23 protein-coding genes are annotated in these 25,967 nt (G+C 39.9%); 15 read left to right on the top strand and 8 right to left on the bottom strand.

Annotated features, from left to right (window positions below; translation table 11 throughout):
• Positions 1-7 precede the first annotated feature (7 nt).
• Positions 8-1,174, bottom strand: a complete 1,167-nt coding sequence (locus tag A9267_RS14600) for a BamA/TamA family outer membrane protein (protein ID WP_065109698.1) — start codon at positions 1,172-1,174, stop codon at positions 8-10.
• Between the two features lie 263 nt (positions 1,175-1,437).
• On the bottom strand, positions 1,438-3,150 hold the full coding sequence (locus tag A9267_RS14595; protein ID WP_197495547.1) for a sensor domain-containing diguanylate cyclase: 1,713 nt from the start codon (positions 3,148-3,150) through the stop codon (positions 1,438-1,440).
• A gap of 534 nt (positions 3,151-3,684) precedes the next feature.
• On the opposite strand from A9267_RS14595, the gene A9267_RS14590 reads away from it, so the two are divergent.
• Positions 3,685-5,802, top strand: a complete 2,118-nt coding sequence (locus A9267_RS14590; protein WP_065109696.1) for a TonB-dependent receptor plug domain-containing protein — start codon at positions 3,685-3,687, stop codon at positions 5,800-5,802.
• Positions 5,762-6,289, top strand: coding sequence for a TlpA family protein disulfide reductase (locus A9267_RS14585; protein ID WP_065109695.1), 528 nt, complete (start codon positions 5,762-5,764; stop codon positions 6,287-6,289). The genes A9267_RS14590 and A9267_RS14585 overlap by 41 nt, the downstream gene beginning before the upstream one ends.
• 177 nt (positions 6,290-6,466) lie before the next feature.
• Here A9267_RS14585 and A9267_RS14580 read toward each other — a convergent pair whose 3' ends face one another.
• Positions 6,467-7,807, bottom strand: a complete 1,341-nt coding sequence (locus tag A9267_RS14580; RefSeq protein WP_065109694.1) for an MFS transporter — start codon at positions 7,805-7,807, stop codon at positions 6,467-6,469.
• 298 nt (positions 7,808-8,105) lie between these two features.
• Here A9267_RS14580 and A9267_RS14575 point away from each other — a divergent pair, with 298 nt between their 5' ends.
• A complete protein-coding gene (locus A9267_RS14575) occupies positions 8,106-8,573 on the top strand; it encodes a YHS domain-containing (seleno)protein (RefSeq protein ID WP_231919148.1) in 468 nt (155 codons plus the stop codon).
• A 122-nt stretch (positions 8,574-8,695) separates the two neighbouring features.
• Here A9267_RS14575 and A9267_RS14570 read toward each other — a convergent pair whose 3' ends face one another.
• Together A9267_RS14570 and A9267_RS14565 are read right to left on the bottom strand one after the other, a co-directional pair.
• Positions 8,696-9,145: a hypothetical protein gene (locus tag A9267_RS14570; RefSeq protein WP_231919146.1), complete on the bottom strand. Its 450-nt coding sequence runs from the start codon at positions 9,143-9,145 to the stop codon at positions 8,696-8,698.
• Between the two features lie 127 nt (positions 9,146-9,272).
• Complete coding sequence (locus A9267_RS14565; protein WP_065109693.1) at positions 9,273-11,651, bottom strand: hypothetical protein; 2,379 nt, start codon at positions 11,649-11,651, stop codon at positions 9,273-9,275.
• Positions 11,652-12,135: 484 nt separating this feature from the next.
• Here A9267_RS14565 and A9267_RS14560 point away from each other — a divergent pair, with 484 nt between their 5' ends.
• Together A9267_RS14560 and A9267_RS14555 are read left to right on the top strand one after the other, a co-directional pair.
• A complete protein-coding gene (locus tag A9267_RS14560; RefSeq protein WP_065109692.1) occupies positions 12,136-13,113 on the top strand; it encodes a DUF1852 domain-containing protein in 978 nt (325 codons plus the stop codon).
• A 141-nt stretch (positions 13,114-13,254) separates the two neighbouring features.
• Positions 13,255-14,304, top strand: a complete 1,050-nt coding sequence (locus A9267_RS14555) for a methionine synthase (RefSeq protein WP_065109691.1) — start codon at positions 13,255-13,257, stop codon at positions 14,302-14,304.
• Between the two features lie 135 nt (positions 14,305-14,439).
• Here the strand turns inward: A9267_RS14555 and A9267_RS14550 are convergent, their stop codons facing one another.
• The gene (locus tag A9267_RS14550; RefSeq protein ID WP_065109690.1) at positions 14,440-15,270 is read right to left on the bottom strand and encodes a sulfite exporter TauE/SafE family protein; all 831 of its coding nucleotides are present in this window, start codon (positions 15,268-15,270) and stop codon (positions 14,440-14,442) included.
• A 371-nt stretch (positions 15,271-15,641) separates the two neighbouring features.
• Between A9267_RS14550 and A9267_RS14545 the strand changes: the two genes are divergently transcribed.
• The 4 genes from A9267_RS14545 to A9267_RS14530 all read left to right on the top strand — a co-directional run bounded on the left by A9267_RS14545 (position 15,642) and on the right by A9267_RS14530 (position 18,191).
• Positions 15,642-16,256, top strand: a complete 615-nt coding sequence (locus A9267_RS14545; RefSeq protein WP_065109689.1) for a tetratricopeptide repeat protein — start codon at positions 15,642-15,644, stop codon at positions 16,254-16,256.
• 388 nt (positions 16,257-16,644) lie between these two features.
• The gene (locus A9267_RS14540) at positions 16,645-16,866 is read left to right on the top strand and encodes a hypothetical protein (protein WP_065109688.1); all 222 of its coding nucleotides are present in this window, start codon (positions 16,645-16,647) and stop codon (positions 16,864-16,866) included.
• Positions 16,867-16,953: 87 nt separating this feature from the next.
• Positions 16,954-17,568, top strand: coding sequence for a hypothetical protein (locus A9267_RS14535; protein ID WP_156669175.1), 615 nt, complete (start codon positions 16,954-16,956; stop codon positions 17,566-17,568).
• Entirely contained in the window at positions 17,565-18,191 is a 627-nt protein-coding gene (locus A9267_RS14530; RefSeq protein ID WP_065109686.1) for a DUF1240 domain-containing protein, read from the top strand. The genes A9267_RS14535 and A9267_RS14530 overlap by 4 nt, the downstream gene beginning before the upstream one ends.
• 100 nt (positions 18,192-18,291) lie before the next feature.
• Here the strand turns inward: A9267_RS14530 and A9267_RS14525 are convergent, their stop codons facing one another.
• Complete coding sequence (locus tag A9267_RS14525; protein ID WP_231919144.1) at positions 18,292-19,008, bottom strand: zinc metallopeptidase; 717 nt, start codon at positions 19,006-19,008, stop codon at positions 18,292-18,294.
• Between the two features lie 171 nt (positions 19,009-19,179).
• On the opposite strand from A9267_RS14525, the gene A9267_RS14520 reads away from it, so the two are divergent.
• From A9267_RS14520 to A9267_RS14495, 6 genes are all read left to right on the top strand, one after another.
• Positions 19,180-19,899: a PilZ domain-containing protein gene (locus A9267_RS14520; protein ID WP_065109685.1), complete on the top strand. Its 720-nt coding sequence runs from the start codon at positions 19,180-19,182 to the stop codon at positions 19,897-19,899.
• Positions 19,900-20,161: 262 nt separating this feature from the next.
• Positions 20,162-21,139, top strand: a complete 978-nt coding sequence (locus A9267_RS14515) for a nuclease-related domain-containing protein (protein WP_065109684.1) — start codon at positions 20,162-20,164, stop codon at positions 21,137-21,139.
• Positions 21,140-21,158: 19 nt separating this feature from the next.
• Complete coding sequence (locus A9267_RS14510; RefSeq protein ID WP_065110031.1) at positions 21,159-21,704, top strand: excalibur calcium-binding domain-containing protein; 546 nt, start codon at positions 21,159-21,161, stop codon at positions 21,702-21,704.
• Between the two features lie 132 nt (positions 21,705-21,836).
• The gene (locus A9267_RS14505; protein ID WP_065109683.1) at positions 21,837-22,685 is read left to right on the top strand and encodes an energy transducer TonB; all 849 of its coding nucleotides are present in this window, start codon (positions 21,837-21,839) and stop codon (positions 22,683-22,685) included.
• Between the two features lie 123 nt (positions 22,686-22,808).
• Positions 22,809-23,207, top strand: coding sequence for a hypothetical protein (locus A9267_RS14500; RefSeq protein ID WP_065109682.1), 399 nt, complete (start codon positions 22,809-22,811; stop codon positions 23,205-23,207).
• A gap of 133 nt (positions 23,208-23,340) precedes the next feature.
• Positions 23,341-23,943, top strand: coding sequence for a hypothetical protein (locus A9267_RS14495; protein WP_065109681.1), 603 nt, complete (start codon positions 23,341-23,343; stop codon positions 23,941-23,943).
• A gap of 358 nt (positions 23,944-24,301) precedes the next feature.
• Here the strand turns inward: A9267_RS14495 and groL are convergent, their stop codons facing one another.
• Entirely contained in the window at positions 24,302-25,945 is a 1,644-nt protein-coding gene (gene groL, locus A9267_RS14490) for a chaperonin GroEL (protein ID WP_065109680.1), read from the bottom strand.
• Between the last annotated feature and the right edge of the window lie 22 nt (positions 25,946-25,967).

Genomic DNA, 25,967 nt, shown 5'->3' with positions numbered 1-25,967 from the left:
ATGTAGATTAAAAAACTTCATTCACATTAAGGTAGAAGTTAGTTTCGTTTTCGCCTACACCCACATCAAATCGTAAGTTGATATTGTCTTTAATTTTAAAGCGAAAGCCTGTGCCGTAAGAGGCTAATAACTCATCAGTTAAGTCACTCACTGAAGGAGCTACACTGCCAACCGCGCCCCAAAATACCATGCCATAGCGCTGAAATATCGGTAAACGATACTCAACTTGGCCCATCATCATTTGCTCATCTCTATAACGGCCTTTAATAAAACCACGCATAGCACTTGAGCCACCTAAATCTGGTAATTCATTCCACGGTACGTCACCACTAGTAAAATGACCTTGAACTTGCCAAGCAATTAACCCAGGCGCATGACTTAACAAAGACGTTGAGCTTAAATCGATGTAGTTTGCCAGCTCGACATTGTAAGTTGAAAACGTCGAATACTCACTGTTTTGGTATACACCAGCATCAACTTGAAACAACCACCCTTTGGTGGCGTTTAATCGATAATCTCGTGAGTCATAAATACTAGTGACGACAACACCAGAACTAAAGTTACTTGGTAAAATCGTGCTTTCGTCGACAGGCTCACCTGTTTCAACATATTCTAATTTATCGGCACTTGCATAAGTAAAATCTGCACCTATACCTAGAAAGTAATTATCGGCAACCTCTGTCATCCAGCGAGGTTTAAAGCTATAAAGCTGTTCTTCATATTCATGATGATTAATGTCTAGATTACCATCATCAATTCCTTTGCCATAATACACCGCCGCTTCATTATATAATTCGACGTCTAACAGTAAGCGCTGCTTACCGCCATTAAAAAACGTCATGTTTTCAGCTTCAATACCATAAGAGTTGTTCATCGACACAAATGAATTCAATACCAATGATGAAGGCTGTTCATCTGCGGCTGCCCCTTCAGTTTTATATAACCCGACCATGAGTAGCCCCACACCAAACTTCTTTTCTGGTGTGTAATAAGCCGTAGGCAGATAACTCATATCGATGGGTTTACTGTCATCAAACTCACCATCAGCGCCAAATATCGACAAGATATCATCGACCCAAGTCGGCTCCATGTCTTCTGGTGTATCGATTAATGGCTCAACAGCAAGAGTAGTACTCGAAAATGCCAATAAAGTGAGTAATAAAATCCGTTTCATAGCGGCTCTAATGTGAAGTGAAAAATATCGGGAAAATTGCCATGTGGCTCGTGGGGCGCATTCTACCATTACAAAAATTTTCAACAATTAATTTTGTTGTAACTTAGGTATTAATTTAATGCGCTTACATTTTATATTACGGCGTTTCAATATGAAGATTGACCTAGCATTGAGATGTGCTGAACTTCAGCATAAGAGTAAGAGTTTGATTTATAAGTTTAAGAATTCATCAATCAACTTAATTGGAATGACAGAGGTGACCATTAACTCACCACTCTAACTTGGTTTTTACCATCTTGCTTTGCAATATAAAGTGCCCTATCGGCATTTTTTATCATAACCTCAAGGGTGTCGTGATTAATTGATTCATCCTCAAATCGAGCAGCGACGCTACCAGCAACACCAATACTTGCAGTTAACATTAATTCGCAATCAATGCCCGTAAATGAAATGGCCTCAATAGCCTCACGTATTCTTTCTGCATGCATAATAGCGCCATCTCGTGTGGTATCAGGTAAAAATACAATAAACTCCTCACCTCCCCAGCGGGCTGAGATATCGCCTTCTCTTGATGTTTCAGCAATGACTTTCGCCACTTTTTTTAACACTTCATCGCCTTTACTATGCCCATACTCATCATTTACTTTTTTAAAGAAATCAATATCAATGAGAGCAACTGAGATATTACGTTGAGTATCGACAATGTTTGGCCAAGTTAACTCTGTAAGCACTTTAAAACCACGTCGATTATTCAGTTCAGTCAATGGATCCGTGCGGGCATATTTTTCAGCTATCAGCTTGTCAATTTGCGCTATTCTAAACTGCCTTGCCAAAATGGATGCCAGTAAAATTGCTTCGAATGCCATACCCACTTCAATCGCTTTAAACGTGTAATCGTTATAAGGCACTAACACGCCTGCAACAGCGAGTGTTGAAATAGTTATACACACCGCGGCAGTCACCGAAGATAAAATGAAAAGAACCGCAAATGGCTTTTGTGCTTGCAATGCTTTTACCCCCATGGCGATAAATAACATGACGAAGCAAGTGTTTAAGATAAATGCCAACACCATCGAAAAAAATAGTTGGTTAAACACAAAGCCAATTAACATTCCTAGCGGAATATACAGCGTTGTACGCAATACAAATTTATCTAACCTTGGTGCATATTCTTTGGTATGCAGTAGCGATCTTGCAAAATGTAACCCTGCAACGCTATAAGTGATCATTAAAAAGATATCGAGCCAATCTTGGAAGTAAGGGCCAAAATCATAGGTAATAATCGTGTGCAACTGACCAGTATAAGACAAGCTATTTAAAACAAAGCCCAACAGGTACAAACCATATAAGCCATATTCACGCTGACGAATAAACACAAATAGCACTAAATTATATAATGCTAGCGCCACCATAATTCCGTATAACGCGCCATACTGATAACCACTGACAATGTCGCGATTTATCGCATTTTCTACACTATTAAATTGCACAGGTAGCGCCATTGGACCTTTCGTTTCAACCCGCATAATAATGTCAGTGACACCAGGTAAATAGGCATGTTCGAAAGCGTAAAAGCGATACTGCATTGGCCTAGTATCGAAACTAAAAGCATCGCCACCAGCAATATGTTTGATTACCTGCCCATCTTTAATCAGCCAAGTATCAATATAATCAATCCATGGCGTTTCTACTGATAAGCGATAGTCTTGGCTTGTATTAGCGACATTATTGACCTTAACTGACATCCACACAGGATCAACGCCAATGCCCAAAGAAATAGAGTTACTTGAGCCAAGAGAAAGTTCAGTTGTTTGAAATTGTTGACGCGCTTCTGTTAAAGAAAGCTTACCGTCACGTTCACGAAAATATGCCGTATGTTTACCAACACTGCCTTTACTAAAACTAGGGATTTCAATTGTGTCTGCATGCAGTGTAAAGCTCATGAATAATGACATGACTGAGTAAAAAAGTATCATCACCAGCCTCATATGTTGGAAACCAACACACGCCGCTTTCTTTGAAAATATTTTATTCCATACACTCAGCTCAAGCATAAAAACAAATGATATATAGTTGTTATTTTTTTGATAATAACACTGAAGCAATAAATCTTCGATAGATGCTTGTTTCAATTGAAGAACAAGCCGTTCTAATCATGTAGGGAAAAGTGATTACAGCTTTTAAATGGCATTTTTCATGCCCAAAAACATGATAAAGGAAATACTAAAATTAACATCCTTGGCAGTTTATTAAATCGCAAAAGCCTCTACTTTCAGCTGATACATGTCATTTACACACCAAATACAGCAAAATAAATCACAACATTTATTGATCTAGATCATCTATAAAACCAAGTAATTCACACCTTTGTGCACCAGCCCACAATTACAACAAATGCTAATCATTATCATTTGTATCAGCTTTATCTACGCCATAAAATTGCAACAAGCTTAACAAGTGCAGCACGAAAGCAACATTTACATACACTAACAATCACAAAAGTTGACAATATGAAGCATTCAATTTTAGCCGCAGCAATACTCAGCGCACTGACCTTTTCGGCTCAAGCTGAGACCACAGCCACCGATGATGAAATCGAAAAAATTGAAGTCAGAGGTGTGCGTCAAAAATTACAGCAAGATGGTCGTTTGAAAGATGTCATTCAAAAAACAGAAGTGTTGGATGAACTGATGATTCAAAACAAAAATGCCTTGAGTTTAACTGATGCAATCAATAATGAACCCGGCGTGAATGTTTCAAATGAATGTTCAATGTGTGGTGTTAAGCGCATCATGCTCAATGGTATGAAAGGCGAACATACGACAATTTTAGTAGATGGCCTACCAACACATACTATGATTTCTGGTTACTATGCGGTTGATGCTATTTCAACCACGGGGGTTGACCGTATCGAAATTGCACGTGGCGCAGGCGCTTCCTTGATTGCCCCTGAAGCGATTGGCGGAACCGTTAACGTTGTCACTAAACAAGCCTACGAAAACGAAGTGTCTGTTGATATCGCTAAGGGATCACATGACTTCACCGCAATGAAAGGAATGGCAACAGGAATTTCAGATGACGGCAAAACGGGTATCACCTTAATCGGCCAATATGATAAACAAGATCAGGAAGATCATGATGATAATGGTGTTAGTGAAGCGCCTTTCCAAGAGAACTATACCGTCAGTTCGTTAGTCAGCCATGATTTAAACGACACCAATAACATTCACCTGCGTGTAGCAAAAGTGCGGAGCGAGATCTTTGGTGGCCCTGTGATTGGCGACAATGTTGGCTCTATTCAAGAGGCGATCAGCAGCTATGATGACGTAGAGTCTGATAGCTTATTTGTTGGTGATGATGTCCGTAATGAGTACATAGGTAAAGCGTGGGAAACCACTGAGTGGATTGAAACCAACCGTGATGAAGCCTACATTAAATTACTCAGTGAATTATCTGATTACACCACCTCTGAGTTTGCCGTAAGCTATGCAAGACATGAGCAAGACTCTTTTTATGAAGGCATTGATTACCGTGCAAAAGACACCATGTACTATGCCCGAGCTAAGTTTGATACAGAACTGACCGACAATCACTTTTTAACCTACGGCGCAGATATTCGCACCGAAGAAATGCGCTCGCATACGGATGCGCTGCATGACGTTGAAGCTTATGTCAGTGACTCATTTGATTACGATGTTAAAGGCGTATTCATTCAAGATACATGGACTCCTACTGACGATATTGAAATCGCGATGGCACTTCGGGTAGACAAAGTGACCGCTGATTTTGTTGATGACAAAAAACCTGGCACTGAAATCGACGAAACCTTTATCGCCCCTCGTGTCGACATGCGTTATTTCCACAGTGACACATGGACTTCTCGCTTATCTGCAGGTCGAGGCTACCGCGCGCCATTATCATTCTTTGAAACTGACCACGGTATTCTAGACTCTGAAAAAGGCTACCTGATTGACGTCGATTCATTAGAAGAATCGTTATCAGCTAACTATGCCTTAAGCTATGATACTGGCACATTAACGGGAACCTTCTCAGTCGCGCATTCAAACGTGCAAAACTTAGCATCACTGCAAGAAACTGACGACGGTGTACCAATTCTGACTCAGCTTGATGAAGATGCATCAGTCACTACAGTCGACATCGTGGCGGGTTACAGCCTAACTGATGAGCTTACCATTAATGCCAGTGCTGAATACTTTGATTATAACGACGTATTTCGCTCTTCATACTCAATTGCTCCGGTTGAAACCCGTGCAGGTATTGAGCTTGAGTGGAAAACTGACGATTTCACCGTATTTTGGAATACCACATGGTTTGGTGAGCGTGACTTAACCGACTACGGTTACGAAGGTTATGACATCAAAGGTGACCCTAGCTCGCTTAAAAGCCAAGATGCACCTGCCTTTACAGTATCTGATGTAAAAGTACAGTACAGCCTAACAGACCAAATCAAAGTCTACGGCGGCTTATCAAATATCTTTAACTATACCCAAATTGAAGAAGGGGAATCACCACTGTTTTATGATGCTGATGGCGGCTATGACGTTGCTTACATCTATGGTCCATTACATGGTCGTGAGTTTTATGTTGGCATTGAAGGTAAGCTTTAACTGCCTAGTGTTACTGGCAACTCTTGTTGTCAGTAACACTGCGAGTGCAGAATCAAACAGCACTGAGCTTTCTGTGGCGCAAATTCAATTAAAGGATTTGCGCACCAGTCAATCCTCGGTGAGTTACCATGCTGAAAAACCTACCGTGTTGATGTACTTTCAGCCTGATTGCAGTTGGTGCAAAAAGCAGGGCAAAATTATCACCGAGCTATTAGGTGAATGTGGCAATAGCGTGCACTTTACTCTAGTTGGCGATAAAGGTTCTAAAAGCCAACTAAAGCGTGAATTACGTCATTTTTCAGCCGATATCCCATCAAAACAAAGCAATAAAATGTTTGTGCGTAAAAGCGGTGGTGTAAAAGGCTTTCCAACCACCTTAGTGCTCGATACTCAAGGTCATGTGCTGGCTAAACGCCGTGGTTTCACCTCTGAAGCCATGTTACGTAAATTAACCAATGAACTCAGTGCTGGTGAATGTTCACTTTAGCTTCATTGCACTAAAAACAGCAGTATTGAAGTCGGTAAAAGCAATAGGATTTCAACGACTCATAACATAAATAAAGGCGCTAATATCGCCTTTATTTCAAAGGTTTGGCAAAGAGCAAAATAAATTCATCTATTAGCAGATTTTCTATAAAGGGCATTTTTATTATAAACCTAGCCGTTACGATACTGAGGCAAAATCAGGACGCGAGAATTTCGGAAGCACTTTATATAATCCCATTACTACAACGCACAAACCCGCACCAATGATGAATAGCCAACTTCCACCCAGTGAATCTAAAATAATACCTCCACCAAATGGTGCAAAAGCGAAACCAAATTCATAAAAGGATGCTGCGCCAAAGTAGGCACCGCGTAATTTAGCTGGCGCGAGACGGTCAATATGCACATTCATTGTCGGGAACAAAATTGTTTCAGCAAGGCTCATCACCACCACAGCGCCAATCCAGCCCCAGAACAAATCAACAGGGTTAGCAGCCATCCAGCACTGAGATATCAATAACAACACCAGCCCACACTGAATTCGATGAGTTAGGCTATAGTCGGCCATTAATTTAAGCAGTAGAAACTGACTTGAAATGATCACCAAAGCATTGGTAAAAATCATGCTCGATATTAGCGTTAGTAATTGCGGCGCTTGTTCACGAGTTAAGTACTGAATCAGTGAACTGTCCATTTGAGCATAGATAAACATACATAAGGTATTCGCTAAAATAAGGCAGTGAAATAACTTATCTTGCAGCAAAATACTGGCGATGCGCTTACCTGAAACAGGCTGTGTATCAGCATTGGTTTTCACACTGTCGTCATAATGTTCAGCAGGAACTTTAGCTTCTTTTGCACTGTCTTGTTCACAATTTTGTTCATTGCCAAAATCAAAACTGCCAGAGGCCATAGCACTCGCTTTATCAAGCTCCGCTTGGTGCTTGAAACCCCAAAACAATAAAATCAGCAGTACAACAAAAGCACCAGCAGTAATATAGAAGCTAGATTGCTGACCCGTTAAACCAAGCCAAATCCCAAGCATTGGACCCACAGCACAACCGACATTGACAACAAAATACCAGGACTGCATGGCAAGCTCACGGGTTTGTTTATCGGGAATAATATCGCCAATTAACGCAGAACCTAAAGGCCGCCACAGCGATGTCGCAATTGAACACAGTGTCATCGCGACGACATAACCTTTAACCGTATCCACTTCTGCAAGCAATGAAAAAGAAATAATGTACAGTACCCCAGTCATATACATTAATTTTTGCCGGCCAACCCAATCTGATAGCGCACTTCCGGCAAAGCTAGTAAACACTGAAATGACTGCAGCACCGGAAAGTACCATCCCAACTTCAGTGGCAGTTAAAGCAAATTCTTCGTATAAGAGAACCGCAAGAAATGGCCATACCATGTAGTAGCTGCCACGGGTTATGAACGAGCCAAACAGTAAAATCCACATCAGTCGCGGAAATTGTTTGAGCCTTGCAATCGATACATCAGTTTGCATTTTTTATCCTTAAATCATGACAAAACAAACTTTTAAAAAGCCAAGCCATTGGGAAAATTATGTCGCCACGAATTAATAAAAAGATCAGCGTTATCGACTTTTAAATGCGAGTGGGTAGAAGGAATTAAACCACAAAGGTATGCATTTCAATTGCATCCCCTTAAAACTCGAAACGTTAATATACTGTTAACGCAGATATTTTAAAAGACACAGGCAGAAGTAAACATAAGCAATGAAATGATTTTCTAACTTTCTAGGTCTACTCAGTAGCAAAGCTGTTAACTTCAAAGGAAGTGAGATGATAGGACATGAGATGATAAAACTGAGTAAATTATTGCTGCCGCTTATTATGGCATTCGCAATAGTCGGCTGTACTAGCTTAAGCAATAAGCCTATTTATAATGACCAAGGATATGCTGTTACAGGTTACGATGTCGTGGCTTACTTTACTGAAAATAAAGCCGTTAAAGGTAGCACAGATTTTCAAGCTGAGTATCAAGGCTCACAATGGTTATTTGCCAGCAAAGAACATTTAGCCCAATTTAAACAATCCCCCGAACGATATGCCCCACAATACGGCGGTTATTGCGCCTACGCCATGAGCAGCGGCTTTGTTGTCAGCAGTGATCCACAAGCTTTTACCGTGTATCAAGACAAACTATATTTAAACTACAGTTTAAGTGTGCGAGAAAACTGGCTCGAAAATAAAGCGCAATTTATTCAAGAAGCCGATGGATATTGGCAGCAAAAAGTCACCAAAAATTGAACATCAATCGAGTTATGACTGTTAGTTAATATAAAAAGGGCCGAATGGAACCATTCGACCCTTTTTAATGACTAAAGCTGTGAAGTATCACGCGTTGAGATTTAGCTATTTCACTAGCTATTTCAATACCTTACCCACTGCATGATTTCATTGGATTGCATTAAGGCATATTGCCTTTTTACCAAACTACCAGCGGGCTCAAACATGAGTAGCTCTGCAGGTCTTGCTTGGTATTTACGAATAAATTGATCGCCCTCTGGCGTCCCTATTCTCGCAATCAGAAACGACACGTCATCACCTAACGCCGCGCGTGCTGTATTCATTTGCTCAGTCTGACTGTTACTCACTGCAAGGTTAGGATCGTAAACAAACACTAAAACGGGTTTACCAGAACCAATATCTTCATGTGTCGTTTTAAAACCTTTCGGCAATACACTAAATACCACAGCAATTAACATCACAATGGCAGCAATGACGCCTAACGCAATCCAAGGCTTGCGAGACTTAGTTGACTGACTAGATTGAGTTGTATCCTTGATAACAAGTCCCTCTTTAACGGGTGAAATACACAATAAGGTGTGAATTGTAATAAACGTATCTGAGAATTAGCTTAAAAGCAGTCCCAGTCTTTTAATACTTTTAGATACAAGAGAAACACTCATTTTCATATAAGTGTTTCTCAATGCGAAGACAAGTGTTCTACTTTGACAGTATCACTTTTTCATTGGTGACTAAATCAATCTGATATAGCTTGTTAAAGTCATTAGCGAAAGTTTGTCCCCTTTCATTTTGCTCGAGATCGAAAGGTAAACTAAGCGATGAGTTTTTGCAGACATTATCATCAATATTAAATTGGCTAATGACACGATTAGCGAATAGCAGTGAGTTATCATATTTATTGAATGAAATATGATTTAAGCCGTCATCAACGAAATCCTCTCCTTCACAAGAATTTAATAATAAGCTTCTGTTACCTGTAGCAAGATCGATGCTAATAATATTCTTGTTAACTTGACTAGCGGCATAAACCAACTGGTTAGCTTCATCTAACGCAATTGAACTTATCCCATAAATACTAATGCCTTCGCCGACAAGACTATCCGAATTAGATGAAGAAATAATCGTCCTAGAGCCATCAGATAGGTTAACAGCAAGTATTGCTTGACCATGGTAATCAACAACTAAAACTCGCTCGTTAGTCTTATCTAACACTGCATCAGTAATACCACTGAAAAATACACCACTCCCTATTGAGGCGCTGCTAATAACTTCACTAGACTTATCTTCAATATTAATAGCCAAAACTTGATTATTAATCGACGTATACAAAATATTCGTCGCTGGATCGAATGATAAGCCACTCATCATATAGTTATATTCATCTTCAAAACTATATACAGTTTCTCTGTCACCAGTTTCCATATCGATCGCTAAAATAAAACCAGGAGAGTTTCCTCCGTCATCGGCAATATAAGCAATATTATTCGCACTATCTAAAGATAACTCCCTCGGAGCAATCATGACACGGCCAGTTCCTACCCCATTACTAGCAAATGTAGTTCTTGTTCCTGAGGTTAGATTAACAGCCACAATCACATCTAAATCACTATCCCTCACTAAATACTGATCATTTGATAAATCTAGCCCTGTTGAACGAATTTGAGAAATAGCCAATTCATCTTGATCTGTTTCAAGTGAGAATTCACTATGCTCACCTGTCGTTAAATCTATTCGACTGAATCCTTTATACCCAGCAACATAAGCAGTGTTATTTTGATGGTCAACATCAACACTTGCTGAAGTAATACCTAGATTTCCCGTGATAGCTTTACTATCAGAACCGTCAAACTCAACAATGGACAGTCCATCATCATTCCCCCCAAAAGCACTATTAAAAACGATTAACCCTTTGGAAGTGTATGCAATATCGCTTGTTGAAACCGAATTGCCTGACAAGGTTTGACCTTCAATTATCGTAGATAAAGAATTAGTATTTAAATCCAGTTTCATAATGATGGATTGTGCTTGGTTAACACCTTCTACAGGAAAATAAGTCAGCAACATGAATAATTCATCTTCTTCAGGGCCAATAACGAGTGATTTAACATGTGCAAATGACCACTTAGATGAATCGAGTTGTAAATCATGATTTAAAATAACTTCAACATCGCCAGAAGCTACATCAATTCTCGATAATGTAAGCTGTTCCTCTATTAACTCTGAATGAATAAGACTATTTTGATTTTCGTAATAGGTGAAGGGGTTAGACTCGCCAAGTGATTGCACATTAATGACATGCATGAATTTTGTAGGTAAATCAACTATGGCAAATTGAGTGGGATTTAAATGACCGATTAAACGATTATTGGTTTTATCTACAATAAAATTAGATGGGATTATCGCATTAAATACTTTAATTGATTCAGCAGTTTCATCAATATTACCTGCGTCATCTTCAGTGGTGATAACCAGATCTTCATCGATGTCTGACTGAACCTCTATTTGCCAATCAACTTGAGTATTGACTACCTCATCTAGCTGCCCAATTGAGTTACTTTCTTGTTGAGTTGTAATGTTAGCTAACTTTCCATTTACCCTTACAGCTTTAACACCTGCCTCATCACTAGCTGTGCCTCTAACAGTAATTTTTGAGCCGTTAGCTCTTGAATTATTGGCTGGAAATAGCACATTTACGATAGGGGCTTCGTCATCAGCAGGGGGAATTAAACTAAACATTGCCGAAACTTCACACGTCCCCGTTACAGCATTAGTCAGATAGGTATTGCCTGTTAAGTTACCATCGCAGCCCGACACACTAGTAATCATATAGTTTTCGTCGGCCATAACAGTAAAAGTGGCTGAAGAACCGCTTTCAACAGTGAAGCTAATCGGTTCTATTCTCCCACCTTCATTTACCAAAGTTGATACAAGGTATGTGGTTTTTTCCTGCGGTGCTATTTCGTTATTATTTGTCTCACCACCGCCGCTACTACCACCGCCGCTACTACCACCGCCACATGCTGATAATAGTAATATTGAGCTCAAAAAGGTTAAATTTTGTATACGAGAAAAAAGCATTTAGCGTCCTACTTAAGTTTTACATCCATGTATGTAGGTGCATAATACATTAGCCGCAAAATTAACAAGACTGCAACAATCGTTCGATAAGAATTATAAAGTAGTTTTAAACGAGTAAGCCATCAATACGCTTTTTACTACTTAGAATTATCGATTTTCTTCCCCCAAAACCACCATATGATCAATATTATTAACGTAATGCCAATTAAATTTACCCACATATTAACCTCCTAATGACCTTGAGTTGCTGATTTCGGTGTGTATAAACGTAAGCGATTAGCATGACGCGAAAGCCAACATGAACAACGCTCATGTTGCAGCGGAAATTTAATCAATTTTCATCATCTACCTAAACACGTATAAAACACACTCGGCTTACAAAAAAGATGAAGGCTAATCGCAGGAGCACTTTCAAAAGGATTTGAAAGCCAAGTAAGCATTAGCGACAGGTTCAGGGTTTATTACGGAAAAGGGACTGCAGATCATGAGTAACGATTTTACATTTTCGATTAAAAATATTTGTCTTGATGAAAACTACCAGCCATCAGACAGCACTCGCATTACCACTAACTTTGCCAACTTAGCCAGAGGCGAAAGTCGTCAGCAGAACTTACGAAACGCATTGACGATGATCGATAACAGTTTTAATGCCCTCGCCTATTGGGATAACCCAAAAGGTGATCGATACTCTGTCGAACTTGAAATCATTTCTGTAGATATGGAAATTGAAGGAAATAATCAAGCCTTCCCATCAATTGAGATATTGAAAACCCATATAGTAGATCATCACACCAAGGAACGGATTGAAGGCATTGTTGGCAATAACTTTTCATCTTACGTGCGAGATTATGACTTTAGCGTCTTACTGTCTGAGCATAATAAAGGTCAAAGCCAATTTAGTATCCCTGATACCTTTGGCGATCTGCATGGCAAATTGTTTAAGTATTTCGTGAACTCAGATACCTATAAGCAGCACTTCAAAAAAACACCGGTTATTTGCCTGAGTGTATCAGACAACAAAACCTACCAGCGAACGGGTAATCAACATCCATTATTGGGGTTTGAGTATCAGCCCAATGAGTCATCGTTAACCGAGCAATACTTCAAAAAAATGGGCTTACAGGTTCGCTACTTTATGCCGCCTAAAAGTGTTGCACCATTAGCGTTCTACTTTTTTGGCGATTTACTGAATGATTACAGCAACCTTGAGTTAATTAGCACCATCAGCACAATGGAAACCTTTCAAAAAATTTACCGACCTGAAATTTATAATGCCAATGCGGTGGCAGGAAACTGCTATCAGCCTAATTTGAAAAACCAAGACCACTCGCTCACGCAAATTATTTATGACCGAGAAGAGCGCAGTAAGTTAGCAGTGAAACAAGGCAAGTTTGCAGAAGAACACTTCATCAAACCTTACCAATCATTACTCGAACAATGGTCTGCTAATTACGCAGTTTAAGTACTCATTTTAAGTACTCATTTTAAGTACTCATTTTAAGTACTCATTTTAAGTACTCATTTTAAGTACTCATTTTAGCAATAACATTAGGCGATGACATTAAGCTACACACGCAAAAATTTAAGGTACCGCAGCATTATTATGAAAACAAATACACAAACACCTCTACTGCCAACATCAACAGCAGGCAGCTTACCTAAACCGTCATGGCTTGCAGAGCCTGAGGCCTTATGGTCGCCTTGGAAATTACAAGGCAAGGAATTAATTGATGGTAAACACGATGCGCTGCGCTTGTCATTGCATGAACAGCAACAAGCGGGGATTGATATCGTCAGTGATGGCGAGCAAACCCGCCAGCACTTTGTGACCACCTTTATCGAGCACTTAACTGGCGTTGACTTTGAAAACCGAAAAACCGTCAAAATTCGTGACCGTTATGATGCGAGCGTGCCTACTGTCGTGGGCGCTGTTTCACGTCCTAAATCGGTTTTTGTTGAAGACGCCAAAGTACTACGCCAGCAAACTAAGCAACCCATTAAATGGGCCTTACCTGGCCCAATGACCATGATAGACACCCTCTATGATGACCATTACCACAGCCGCGAAAAACTTGCTTGGGAGTTTGCCAAAATACTTAATCAAGAGGCGAAAGAGTTAGAAGCTGCAGGGGTTGATATCATCCAATTTGATGAGCCTGCATTTAACGTGTTTTTTGATGAAGTGAATGAATGGGGGATTGCGTGTTTAGAGCGAGCCATCGAAGGCCTAAAATGCGAAACCGCGGTGCATATTTGCTATGGCTACGGCATTAAAGCCAACACAGATTGGAAAAAGACCTTAGGCACAGAGTGGCGCCAATACGAGCAGGCCTTTCCTAAACTGCAGCAGTCTACTATCGATATTATCTCGTTAGAATGTCATAACTCCCATGTGCCCATCGAACTGCTTGAGCTAATACGAGGTAAAAAGGTAATGGTTGGTGCAATTGATGTGGCCACCGACACCATCGAAACACCTGAAGAAGTCGCAGCAACCCTGCGTGAAACACTCAAATATGTGGATGCCGACAAGCTGTACCCATGTACTAACTGCGGCATGGCGCCTTTATCACGTGATGTCGCAAGAGGAAAACTCAATGCCTTAAGTGCAGGCGCAGCCATTGTGAGACAAGAGCTTACTGCCAACAACTAGAAAAGTGACCAATGTTAGTTAAGGCGGATAAATAAAACAAAGTGCTCAACATGAGCACTTTGTTAGTATATTGGCTAATGCATTTAAGTGGAGTACCTAAACAAAAAGCCTAAATAGAAAACCAAAACAGAAACACTACAGAAAAAGCTGCCCCAACATCCGCAGACCAGTAAACAGTAATACACCAGCAAAAACCTTCTTAAGCTTTACGCCATCTAGCTTCGCCCCTAATGATGTGCCAACAGGTGCAAATAAAACCGTTAGCGGCACAATGCAGATAAACCCCACCAGATTAACCAAACCCAAAGTGCCAGTTGGCGCATCGCTTGGGGTACTACCTAATACCAACATGGTGAGCGCTGCAGGCAGTGAAATAATCAGCCCAATTGCCGCAGCCGTGCCAACAGCTTTATGAGTGGGATAGTTATATAGCGTCAGCAGCGGAACCGAAATCGTCCCACCACCAATGCCAACCATTGAGCTGAAAAAACCAATCGATGTTCCCATCAACGTTTGACCAGCTCTACCCGGCAATGCGTTAAACAACGCAGGTTTACCTGTTCTAAATAACATATTGAGCGCCGACAGCACCGCAATAATCCCAAACAGAATGGTCAATAACGTGCCATCAACGCGAGTCACTAACCAACTGCCGAGCAAAACACCCAGCAGAATAAATACAAACCAACGCTTTAGCAGATGAACATCCACATTACCTTTATAATGATGCGATCGTATTGAGCTAATAGAGGTCGGCACTATGGTCGCAAGCGAAGTCGCGGTCGCCACCAACATTGCCGACTCAGGCGACACACCAAAGCTTTGGAACAAGAAAAACAGCACAGGCACAATAACAATCCCGCCGCCGACACCTAACAAACCCGCTAAAATTCCAGCGAAAACGCCAGTGGCCACCAAGGCCAAAAAGGTCGATATATTCGCGGTGATAAATTCAAAGATATTCATTAATCAAACTTCTATTTGTTTATTATGTCAGTTGAATGAATTGTAAATAAACTCACTCGATTGATGAATTGAATTGCATTCATCAACACATGAGTGAAATTCAATATGAGCGTATAAGTTTTTCTTTAAAAATTTAGAAAGATTCACTCTTTCACACTTAATTTCTAGCTATAACGAGTTACAAGGGAGCTAAAAGTGATGTTAATTCGTTAATTGCTCAATTGACGGCTTATTTGAATATCAAAAAGTTCGATACTTTTTTACTATTCCCTAATACTCAAAAAAGAGATAAATATGTATCAGAATTGGTACATCTTCGATTTTGCGATGCTGAAATTGAATATAGATCATAAACTGTCAAAGGATTGAATATGAAAATCATTATTTATGTGATGTTGTTTGTTTCAACAACGAGCTTTTCTTTTGCATCCTCAGAGTTTTGTGAGACCACATGCGCAGAAGAAGTTCGAGCATTTCGCCAGTACTCTAAAGAAAATGTCCCGTTAGCACATATGGCCTTAGCTCACGTTTATATGCTTGGTAATGGCGTGGATGTGAGTCATAGCCGTGGCATTTACTACTTAAAAAAAGCTGCACAGTTAGACTTCCCGCCAGCACATTATCAATTAGGCTTGTATTACATGTATGGGATGTATGTTGAACAAGATTTTAAGCTGGCAGAAAAATGGATGGAAAAGGCCTCACAAAGTGACCTACGCGATTCGATTGTAATGAGGAATAAATTAGAGTCCATATTGGATGGTTCAGAGCCGCCTATTGAAATAAAACAACCCGCGGCTCAAGAATCGATAAAAAAGGAAACCTTATATGATAAAGAAGGCAGAGAAATAGAGCGAATTACCGTATCGACAAATATGGCTTATTCACACGTGGTAGATACGTTAAAGAACTTGAATTGCAGCAACTGTAGAGGGCACAGGGTGGTTTTCGGGTTCGTGCCTTATATCTTGCCTAGCACCGACTAACTTATTGCGCTTAGAACAACATATAAACTGTCACATCTAATATCTAATAGGTTTTTGGCTAAGAGAAAATAACGCAATCCTGACGGAACGTAATGCTAATATACTTTAATAAAAGCCCAGAATTGCTAGGTTTCAGGGCTTTATAATTTCTTACCCAAGAAGTTTAGCTTCAAGCTTTCAGCTTTAACCAGCAATGAATTTGAAATGAGTGTTGGAACAAAATAATAAATAAAATTATTTTTCTGTATTGATACTAACTGGCCTCGATACAACATTAAGAATGTATTAAAGCTTTTAAATAGCTATTAAGACTAGATTACATAAATCACACAGCAAGGTACAATTGACATTATAAAAAGGATTGAGACACGAAATATAAGGATATTCCATGTCAGCTTATGCCAAAAGAGCGACCCACGATTACCAAAGAAAAAAACAACTCACCAAAATATTATCAGGTAACGAACATACCTTAGTACAAATGAACGCTGCCGAATTCATTGAACTGAATATTAGTCACAAACTAAAACAGGGGATGACTAAAAAGCAAGCTGTAAATGAAGTGGGCGAAGTACTTTCCAATGCATCTGCAGCAGGCAAACAATATTAGGATAAATACCGAGACTCGATTAAAACATTAAGCGGTTTTATACCGGTATTTGATGATAGTATCGCACTAGGTGCACTAGCAATTGAAATGCAGCGAAGTGGGAATGTTTTCAATAAATATAAGCTCGCAACTTATTCTGGTAAATCCTTTATCATATTCCAAGGATATGCAGGTCTTAGAAGAGATCTTACTGGCACTCGATATTTAGCCAACAACCCTAAGGTCATCTCCATGGGGATAGGAAAAGTTGGAGCACTGAAAACTATTAAGACAGGTGGGGTTGTTACCATTCTGATTTCAGCCGCATTTCATGCATTTGATCAATTGATGGATGATAAAAAAACCTGGCACCACTTTGTTGGTGGCATGGTTGTTGATTTATTGATTGCTGCCGGAAGTGCAGCTGTATCTTTAATGTTGGTTACAGCAGCGGCTGCATTAACGACTGCTGTTGTTGGCGGGTTAGCAGTAATTGTTATAGTTGGCACAGTTATTGGTTTTTTTAGCTCTATGTTTATAGATACCAAATATTGGTCCAACCGAATAGCTGAAGCAATGATCAATATGGAAAAGAATTTGCTCAATAACACTTCAAAAATCAATAACCAACTGCAAGAAGTCAATAGGCAATATAACGATGACCCTATATTATTTTTACATAGAATATTTGGTATCCCATACCGAGGCTTAAGTCTACGATGAGTAATAAAAGTTTCACTGAAAAGCCAGTGAGTAAAAAACAACTAAAAGTGCTGTCGATAGTATTACTCTTTATTTTTTCATTTATGTTTTATGTTTGCGCCAGTGTCTTTTTTGAAGAACTTGGTAATATAGAAAAAATAAGAAATAGTTATATTTACATTGGCAATAGAGATTTTGCTTTTGGTGCAATCTTTTTTATACCTGTTCTCACAATATTGGATTACATGTTTATTCTCGTCCTTTTAGATAAATTTAAGGATACTCTGATGAAACTATTTGTCAAAATAACGATAGTTTCAATACCATTAATGATAATAACTAGTATCACGTATAGCTTTTGGATTGGCTCTGAATTAAGGGCAAATGGATACTCGCATTGTACTTGGTACGATTCACCAACAAGGGGAACACCTGTAGTTTGGGTTAAGTCAGATAGGTATTGCCAAGAACGTGCAGTGCTTATTGAGTACGACTTACTAAAGCAGCTAGACCATTACGACAATATTGGAAAAGAGCCCTCAGATAAACAACTAGACTTGATGATTGTGGAATTACTCGAAGATAACCCATTCTATCGTCGAGAGCATGGATTATCTGATCTTAAAAGAAGAAAACCTTTATAAGGTTAAGCATATGAAAGCCCATGCTTTGTTAAATATCAGGTTTTTTATTTTCGTTTTATTGATATAGTTTTTTTAAATTCACTCTGACCCACTTATCCTATCAGCGGCGTAGCACCGCTATCCAGCGGCCAAGATTGAGCAAGCTAGCCAGCGAGCCTGCCACGTAGGTCAACGCCGCAGCCTTGAGGATCTTCTCCGCATGTTTTAGGTCACCGTCATGCAGATAATTGCCCTCTTTTAGTATGGGCAGCGCCTTGCCATAACTGGCGTCTAACTCCACCGGCAAGGTCACCAAATGCACAATAGTGCTCAACCCCATCGACAGCACGCCAATCAAAATAGTCAACGCGCCAGCTTGCGGTATACGGGTTAGCATAAACACCACTGGCGCCGCGAACATCATTATGCCAGCAATACGTTCACCGACCATTGCGGCTCTAGCGAGCTTTTGTCGCGTGATAAACATCGTCTCGCCGCGAGAGTCCTGCAGCGCATGCCCGACTTCGTGGGCAGCGACAGTCACAGCAGTTAGGGAGTAACCGGAAAAATTATCAGGCGTGAGGCGAACAGCCTTGGCGGCGGGATCATAATGATCACCACCGGGCGTCTCTTCAACCTTGACGTCATGCAGGCCAAAACGATCTAGAAGGTGACGTGCAAGTTCACCACCGCTACCTTGCTGACGGTAGCGATCTGCAGGCTGCTTAAACTTGTTAATGATGTGATTGACCCACAAGCCGGGCAAGAATACGCAGCCCGCAATGACAATAAGTAGAATGATCCATAGCATGAAAACCAGTATGCCATAAACGGGCATATAACTCTCACCATGATGACTCAAGGGCATTAGCATTGGTTGACTCTTTTTTATTATTTCCCATCAAGCTTGGCGCCAAATGGCAAATTAGTAGCCTATTTATCCGTTAGCATAAGTCTAAATCTAGACTTATTTTAGGCTGCGGCCTATTTATCACGAGGTGGCATTAGAGTGACTAATAAACGCGTACAGCTTGTTACTGAACCAGAGAAAATCAATCACACTTTAGGTTTGCTCAAGGCTGATAGCCAAATTGACATCGAGTTTGCTTTTTTTAGTAACGAGCGCATCAAAGGCCGTGTTGTAGGTGCTCAAACTGGCAAGTATTTTCTATTGGCGTTACCTAAAACGGTATTTCGTACTCAAGAAAGCATGCTAGTTGAAGGGCAGACTGTGGTAGTAAGATCAATTATTGAAGGTAATACAGGTGCCTGCGTTGCTTTTAAAGTGCGTATCCAGTCGGTAAGTAGAGCTCCCTATTATCTGTTGTTTATCGATTTCCCAAAAAAATTAGAGATGATTAACCTGCGCAAACAAGCAAGGTTGAGTACTCATCTCCCTGCTAGCTTGAGCGTTCAGCAAGCTAACTCTGAGCAACATAGCCAATTACTGACCGGGACAATCCATGATATTTCGATATCGGGTTGTCGCTTTAAAACCGATAGCCAACCTAAAACCTTACATCATTTAGACAGATTGATTGAGCTAGCTATTAGTTTAGACGCGAGTACTGTGCCACTTAAAATCAAGGCCAAAGTGAGTAATAGCAATGCTGGTCGTAATGGAGTGCTGTCATTAGGAATAGAGTTTTTGAGCGAGCAAATGAGCCCCAAAATCAACCAACAACTCGCTCAGCTTCTGCAATATCCTATGCTCTCTCAAGCTAGCTAAAGAAAGAAGTAAGTGAGGGCAGATTAAACTTTAACCAAATGATGTTTCCTCTCCCGATCAAAAAGCCCCGATACTTAACTGTATCAGGACTTTATTTTCATATTATTAAAATGGGACTTTGAAAAATTTACTCTGTTCCTACTTATGACCTCACTTATTTCGCAAGTCATTTCCAAACTTAAATAATATATAGCCTTAAAACGTATTCTATGAGTATTATGGTACTGATTGTTATCAAGTTATGAATGGATGCTGTTGATAAATGATTCTAAAAACCAAAACCCTTCAAAATACGGCTTCACCACAGGCTATTGCTGGTCAAAAGCAAGAGCAAAACGTGGCCTTCTTTTTACGCCGTGCATTTAAAGATAACCCCGAAATACTGATCATCAATGATTTCAAATTCACCTTTAATGATGAAGTCGCCCAGATCGACCACTTGATCATTTACCCCTATGGCTTTGTACTGATCGAATCAAAAAGCATTAAAGGTCATGTAAAGGTCAATCAGCAACAAGAATGGACTCGCAGCTATAACAACCAATGGTCAGGCATCCCCTCGCCAATCAAGCAAGTTGAACTGCAACAGCTATTACTCAAAGAACTACTCAAGCATCATAAAGTAGAAATTCTTGGCAAGATGCTAGGTATTCAACAAGGTTTCAATGGTCGCCGTTGGGATCACCTCTGCGTGGTATCAAGTGATGCGATCATTGATAGAAACACTATGCCTCAGAAAGTGTCTGACAAGTTGGTCAAATCTGAGTTTTTGGTGGATAAGCTCAACAAAATAATGAAACTAGGAAATAAGCTTTTAAGAAAAGTTAATGTCTATGACACTCGACCTTACTTCGACCAAGAAGAACTCGATTCTATAGGCCACTTCATCATCAGCCAGCATATCGATGGCAATAGCCAAGCAAGTGAAGTGGTCACTAAAACTCCTGAAGAAAATCAGCAACCCCAAGCACCAACAGCAGTTAATAACACCACGCCAATAACTAATAACCAAGCTGCATCAGCGACAAAATTAAGCTGTAAACATTGTGGTGAATCAACAAATTATATCCCAATGTACGGTAAGTTTGGTTATTACATCAACTGTAATCAATGCACTAAAAATACGCCAATGAAACAAGCCTGCCCCATGTGCCACAGCAAAAATACCAAAGTACAAAAACGAAAAGAAACTTACACCTTGAATTGCCAAGATTGCAGTCATAGTCAGCAAATAGTCTAAGGAATAGCAATTGAAAAACATGGAAAAGGGCAAACTTGTTCGTTGGAACGACGAAAAAGGCTTTGGTTTTATCAAACCTGATTCCACAGGTAATAAAGATATATTCATTCATATATCAATACTCAAACACATGACGAGAAAACCACTCGTAGGCGACCAAATTAACTACTTTTCAGAAACTCAAAGTGATGGAAAGATCAAAGCGATAAAAGCCAATATCGAAGGTGTCGCAGTCACCTCTACCCGCAAGTCCAATAATAATCGCCGACACGACAATAATAGATCAACAAGCGGCATGCTTATCCCTCTTTTAGTCATATTAGCCCTCGGCATATTCGGCTTTCAAAAATATAAAGACATGACCGCAACACCAGTACTAACTAACCAAGATATTGAACAAATGCAGTTTAAGCCCGTACAAAATTTCCGCTGTGAGGCAGGAAAAACCCACTGTAGCCATATGCGCTCATGTGCCGAGGCGACTTTTTATAATAACAACTGCCCAGGTACAAAAATGGACGGTGATAGAGACGGCATCCCCTGTGAAAGCCAGTGGTGTAACTGATGCTCAAAGGTCAGGATAAAAGTTTACTCTGACCCCACTTTTCTCTTTTCTGATCATGGGTGGCTATATAAACTGTTCATAAACCGAGCACTTAGTGTTAACGAAAACAAAAATAAAGGAAATTTAAAAATAGTGAAAAGACAAATAATTACTCTAAGTTTGATTCTGATAACTTGCGGTTGCACAATCGCAGGCAGTCAATCGACTTCTGAAGCCATAGCACCCCATAAAGAAACGGATATTGAAAATTTGAGCAAGAGGCCGTTGGTAAAACCATCTCCAGCTAAATACCCCATTGCTGCGGCAAATGAAGGTATTGAAGGTTGGGTGCAGTTGAATTTCGATATAAATGCCCAAGGCAACACTGAAAATATTAGCGTATTGAAATCTAACCCTGAAGGCGTATTCGACCAAGCGGCTATCGAATCTTTAAGCAAATGGGAATACAGACCCAAAATAGTTAATGGAGAGGCTATTCATCAACATGAAATGACGATCCAACTCGACTTTACCTTAAGTGATAAAAATGCGGTTAACTCTGATTCTTTCACCAGTAACTTCACCCCTCGCCCACCGAATAAAAACCAAATCATTACAGACCAATATCTATGGAAATCAATCAGCCATAGCTTCCAACTGTACTTAGATGGAAAACTAGATCAGGCTATATCGACAGCGAAAGTTATAAAAACATCGACTCCATTTGAACAAGCTTATGTCAATAGACTTATCGGTAGTTTTACTGCAGAAAAAAGAGATTTTGATACTGCAATAAACTACTTAACTGCAGCGACTGAAAATCAACTTTTGTCAGATCAAGATCATGCTGCTGCACTGCGATTACTCGCAGATTTAAATTACCAACAATCCTTTTATCAAGCAGCCATAGACACCTACAAACGTTGGATAAGATTCACTGGAGATACTGACCCGCAAATGATTAAGCGCATAGCAAACGCAGAATTCAATCTAAAAATATGAGTTTTGCTCAAACACCAAATCGACAACGACGGTGTGCCATGTGAAAGACAATGGTGTAATTGATATTTAAGGGGGGCTGAAAAAGTTTACTCTGCCCCCAATTTCCACTTTTTAAGGATATTTATGCGGGAAATAAACTCAGAAAACATGGAGTATAACGACCAAGTTTTCAATCAAGCGGTTATGGTAATTATGACTTGGTTTTGTGTTTATATAGCTGTTTATTTGGTAGGATTTTCTGATTGGTATATTGAATTTTTAGTTTATTCAATATTATTTAGTTTAGTGCATTTTAATACCGTTTATTCAAAATTGTGTATCGCTATATATAAACCAAAGAAAACAAAGTTACTTACTGGTTGTATGGGCTATGGTGCTTTTATGGTTCTTAATGACTTCATTTATAAATTCCAATTTGTTCCGGAAAAGAAAGTTACTGTTTTTATATACATTGTATTTTATCTAGTTTTATTGGCTTTATTTGATTTTTATATAAGAAAACATCAAAAGCAATTAAGGTAAGTGGTTAAAGTTTACTCTGCTCCCACTTATCCTTTTCACCAATAAAATTCATAAATACAATTGGTTACATTTATTTTAACAAAGTGGTAAAGTAGTTTTATTGATCAACTAATCCTCTCATCAGGACTGCGTAATGAACCGCCAACTAACCCCTGCTCAAAGAATGATGATTACTCAGAAAAGGGTAATAGTTCTTGTTTTAATTATCTTAGGGGTTTTCGGCTTACTAGGCTATCGAGCTGCGGTTGTCACTATGGGTATGGAAAATGCCACCAGCACAAACCTTATGCTAGTTACCCGTACACCAAACAGTTTAACTAAGTTACAAGAGCACTCTGATAAGATGAATTTAATGATTAATGACATTGAATCATTACCGCTCAAAGACATACGTTCTACGATCACAAAAACAGTAGCTCTTATTAATTTAACTACTAGAGAAATTGATGCTCAATATGAAGCTTGGGTTGATTTAAAGGCCAAGATGGATGATGACGGGGTAACCTTTCGTGAACTTAAGAAAAACTTGGATACCATTAAAACACTCCAAGGTGAAGAAATTATTAGTCTTAAAAAAACTCTAGATGACGTTAACAATGATGATGTATCTGTTCAGTTTATTAGCTTACTGATTAGCTTTATTGTTGGCATACTTTCTTCAACTGTTGCCAGCTTGCTTTATCCCTCTATTAAGGATAAAGCAAAATCAGCAATTGACTGGATAGTTAAAAGCTAGTGTAAACTCAATCATATACATGCAGGAGAGATTAAAATATTTATGGCTATGAATAGAAGTTGCCCTACATAAGAATTAAATCTCTAAACCCATGGAAGAATTCACGGGAAAAGTGAGTTCGAAGTAAACTTAATCGAAATAACGCTTTTGAACTCTAAGCAAAAAGCCCCGATACCGTTAGGTATCGGGGCTTTCATTTTCTTTTACAAGAAGTTCGGTTCTAAGCTTTTAGGCTAGAGACCAGCAGAGCATTTACGCAGGATAAATGGGCTTAGAGCAAGGCTTTTTGTAGCGACGTGTAGTGTTTTTCTACACGAGCTGCAAAGTAACGCAGCTATAACCCATTTAAACCAGTAAATTACATCATGCCGCCCATTCCGCCCATTCCGCCGCCCATACCGCCCATATCAGGCGCTGCAGCTTCTTGTGGAATTTCAGCTACCATTGCTTCTGTTGTGATCATAAGACCTGCAATAGATGCTGCAAACTGTAGTGCACTACGGGTTACTTTAGTTGGGTCAAGAATACCCATTTCTAGCATGTCGCCGTAAGTGTCGTTACCTGCGTTGTAACCGTAGTTGCCGTTACCATTTTTCACGTTGTTAGCCACAACTGATGCTTCTTCACCTGCGTTAGTCGCGATTTGACGAAGTGGTGCTTCCATTGAACGTAGTGCGATAATAACGCCGTGTTTTTGATCTTCGTTGCTCACTTCAACTTCAGCAATTTTAGATGCAACACGTACTAGCGCTACCCCGCCTCCTGGTACAACACCTTCTTCAACTGCAGCACGAGTTGCATGTAATGCATCTTCTACGCGCGCTTTTTTCTCTTTCATTTCAACTTCTGTCGCTGCGCCAACTTTAATCACTGCAACACCGCCAGCTAACTTAGCCATACGCTCTTGTAGCTTTTCTTTGTCGTAGTCAGACGTTGATTCTTCAACTTGTTGTTTGATTTGCGATACGCGTGCAGAGATTTGAACTTGCTCGCCGTTACCATCGATGATGGTTGCGTTATCTTTAGTGATAACAACACGCTTAGCAGTACCTAAATCTTCTAGGGTCGCTTTTTCAATTTCAAGACCGATTTCTTCAGCGATAACTGTACCGCCAGTTAAGATTGCGATGTCTTGTAGCATTGCTTTACGACGATCACCAAAGCCTGGTGCTTTAACAGCAGCCACTTTAACGATGCCACGCATGTTGTTCACAACTAATGTTGCTAATGCTTCACCTTCAACGTCTTCTGCAACGATAAGCAATGGCTTACCTGTTTTTGCTAGACCTTCAAGAATTGGTAGTAATTCACGGATGTTAGAGATTTTCTTATCAACTAATAAGATAAATGGAGAATCTAACTCTACGCTGCCAGTTTCTGGCTTATTGATGAAGTATGGTGATAGGTAACCACGGTCAAACTGCATACCTTCAACAACGTCTAATTCGTTTTCTAGTGCTTGGCCTTCTTCAACAGTGATAACGCCTTCTTTACCGACGCGCTCCATTGCAGTGGCAATGATTTCACCGATTGATTCGTCAGAGTTAGCTGAAATAGTACCAACCTGAGCAATCGCTTTAGAGTCTGAACACTCTTGAGACAATGCTTTAAGCTCAGTTACAGCGGCAACAACGGCTTTGTCGATACCACGCTTAAGATCCATTGGGTTCATACCCGCGGCAACAGCCTTAAGACCTTCAGTCACAATTGATTGTGCAAGAACAGTAGCGGTAGTGGTACCGTCACCCGCAGCATCATTGGCTTTAGAAGCAACTTCTTTCACCATTTGTGCGCCCATGTTTTCAAACTTGTCTTCTAGTTCGATTTCTTTCGCAACTGAAACACCATCTTTAGTGATAAGTGGTGCGCCAAAGCTTTTGTCTAAAACAACGTTACGACCTTTAGGGCCTAAAGTCACTTTTACTGCATTAGCTAGAATGTTTACGCCGTCTAGCATTTTAACGCGAGCGTCACTGCCAAATTTAACTTCTTTTGCTGACATTTGTCTGTTCCTTAAAATTTGT

Origin of the sequence: Shewanella sp. UCD-FRSSP16_17, from assembly GCF_001675935.1 — a bacterium.
Taxonomy (GTDB): domain Bacteria; phylum Pseudomonadota; class Gammaproteobacteria; order Enterobacterales; family Shewanellaceae; genus Shewanella; species Shewanella japonica.
This window is presented reverse-complemented; position numbering and strand designations above follow the sequence as displayed.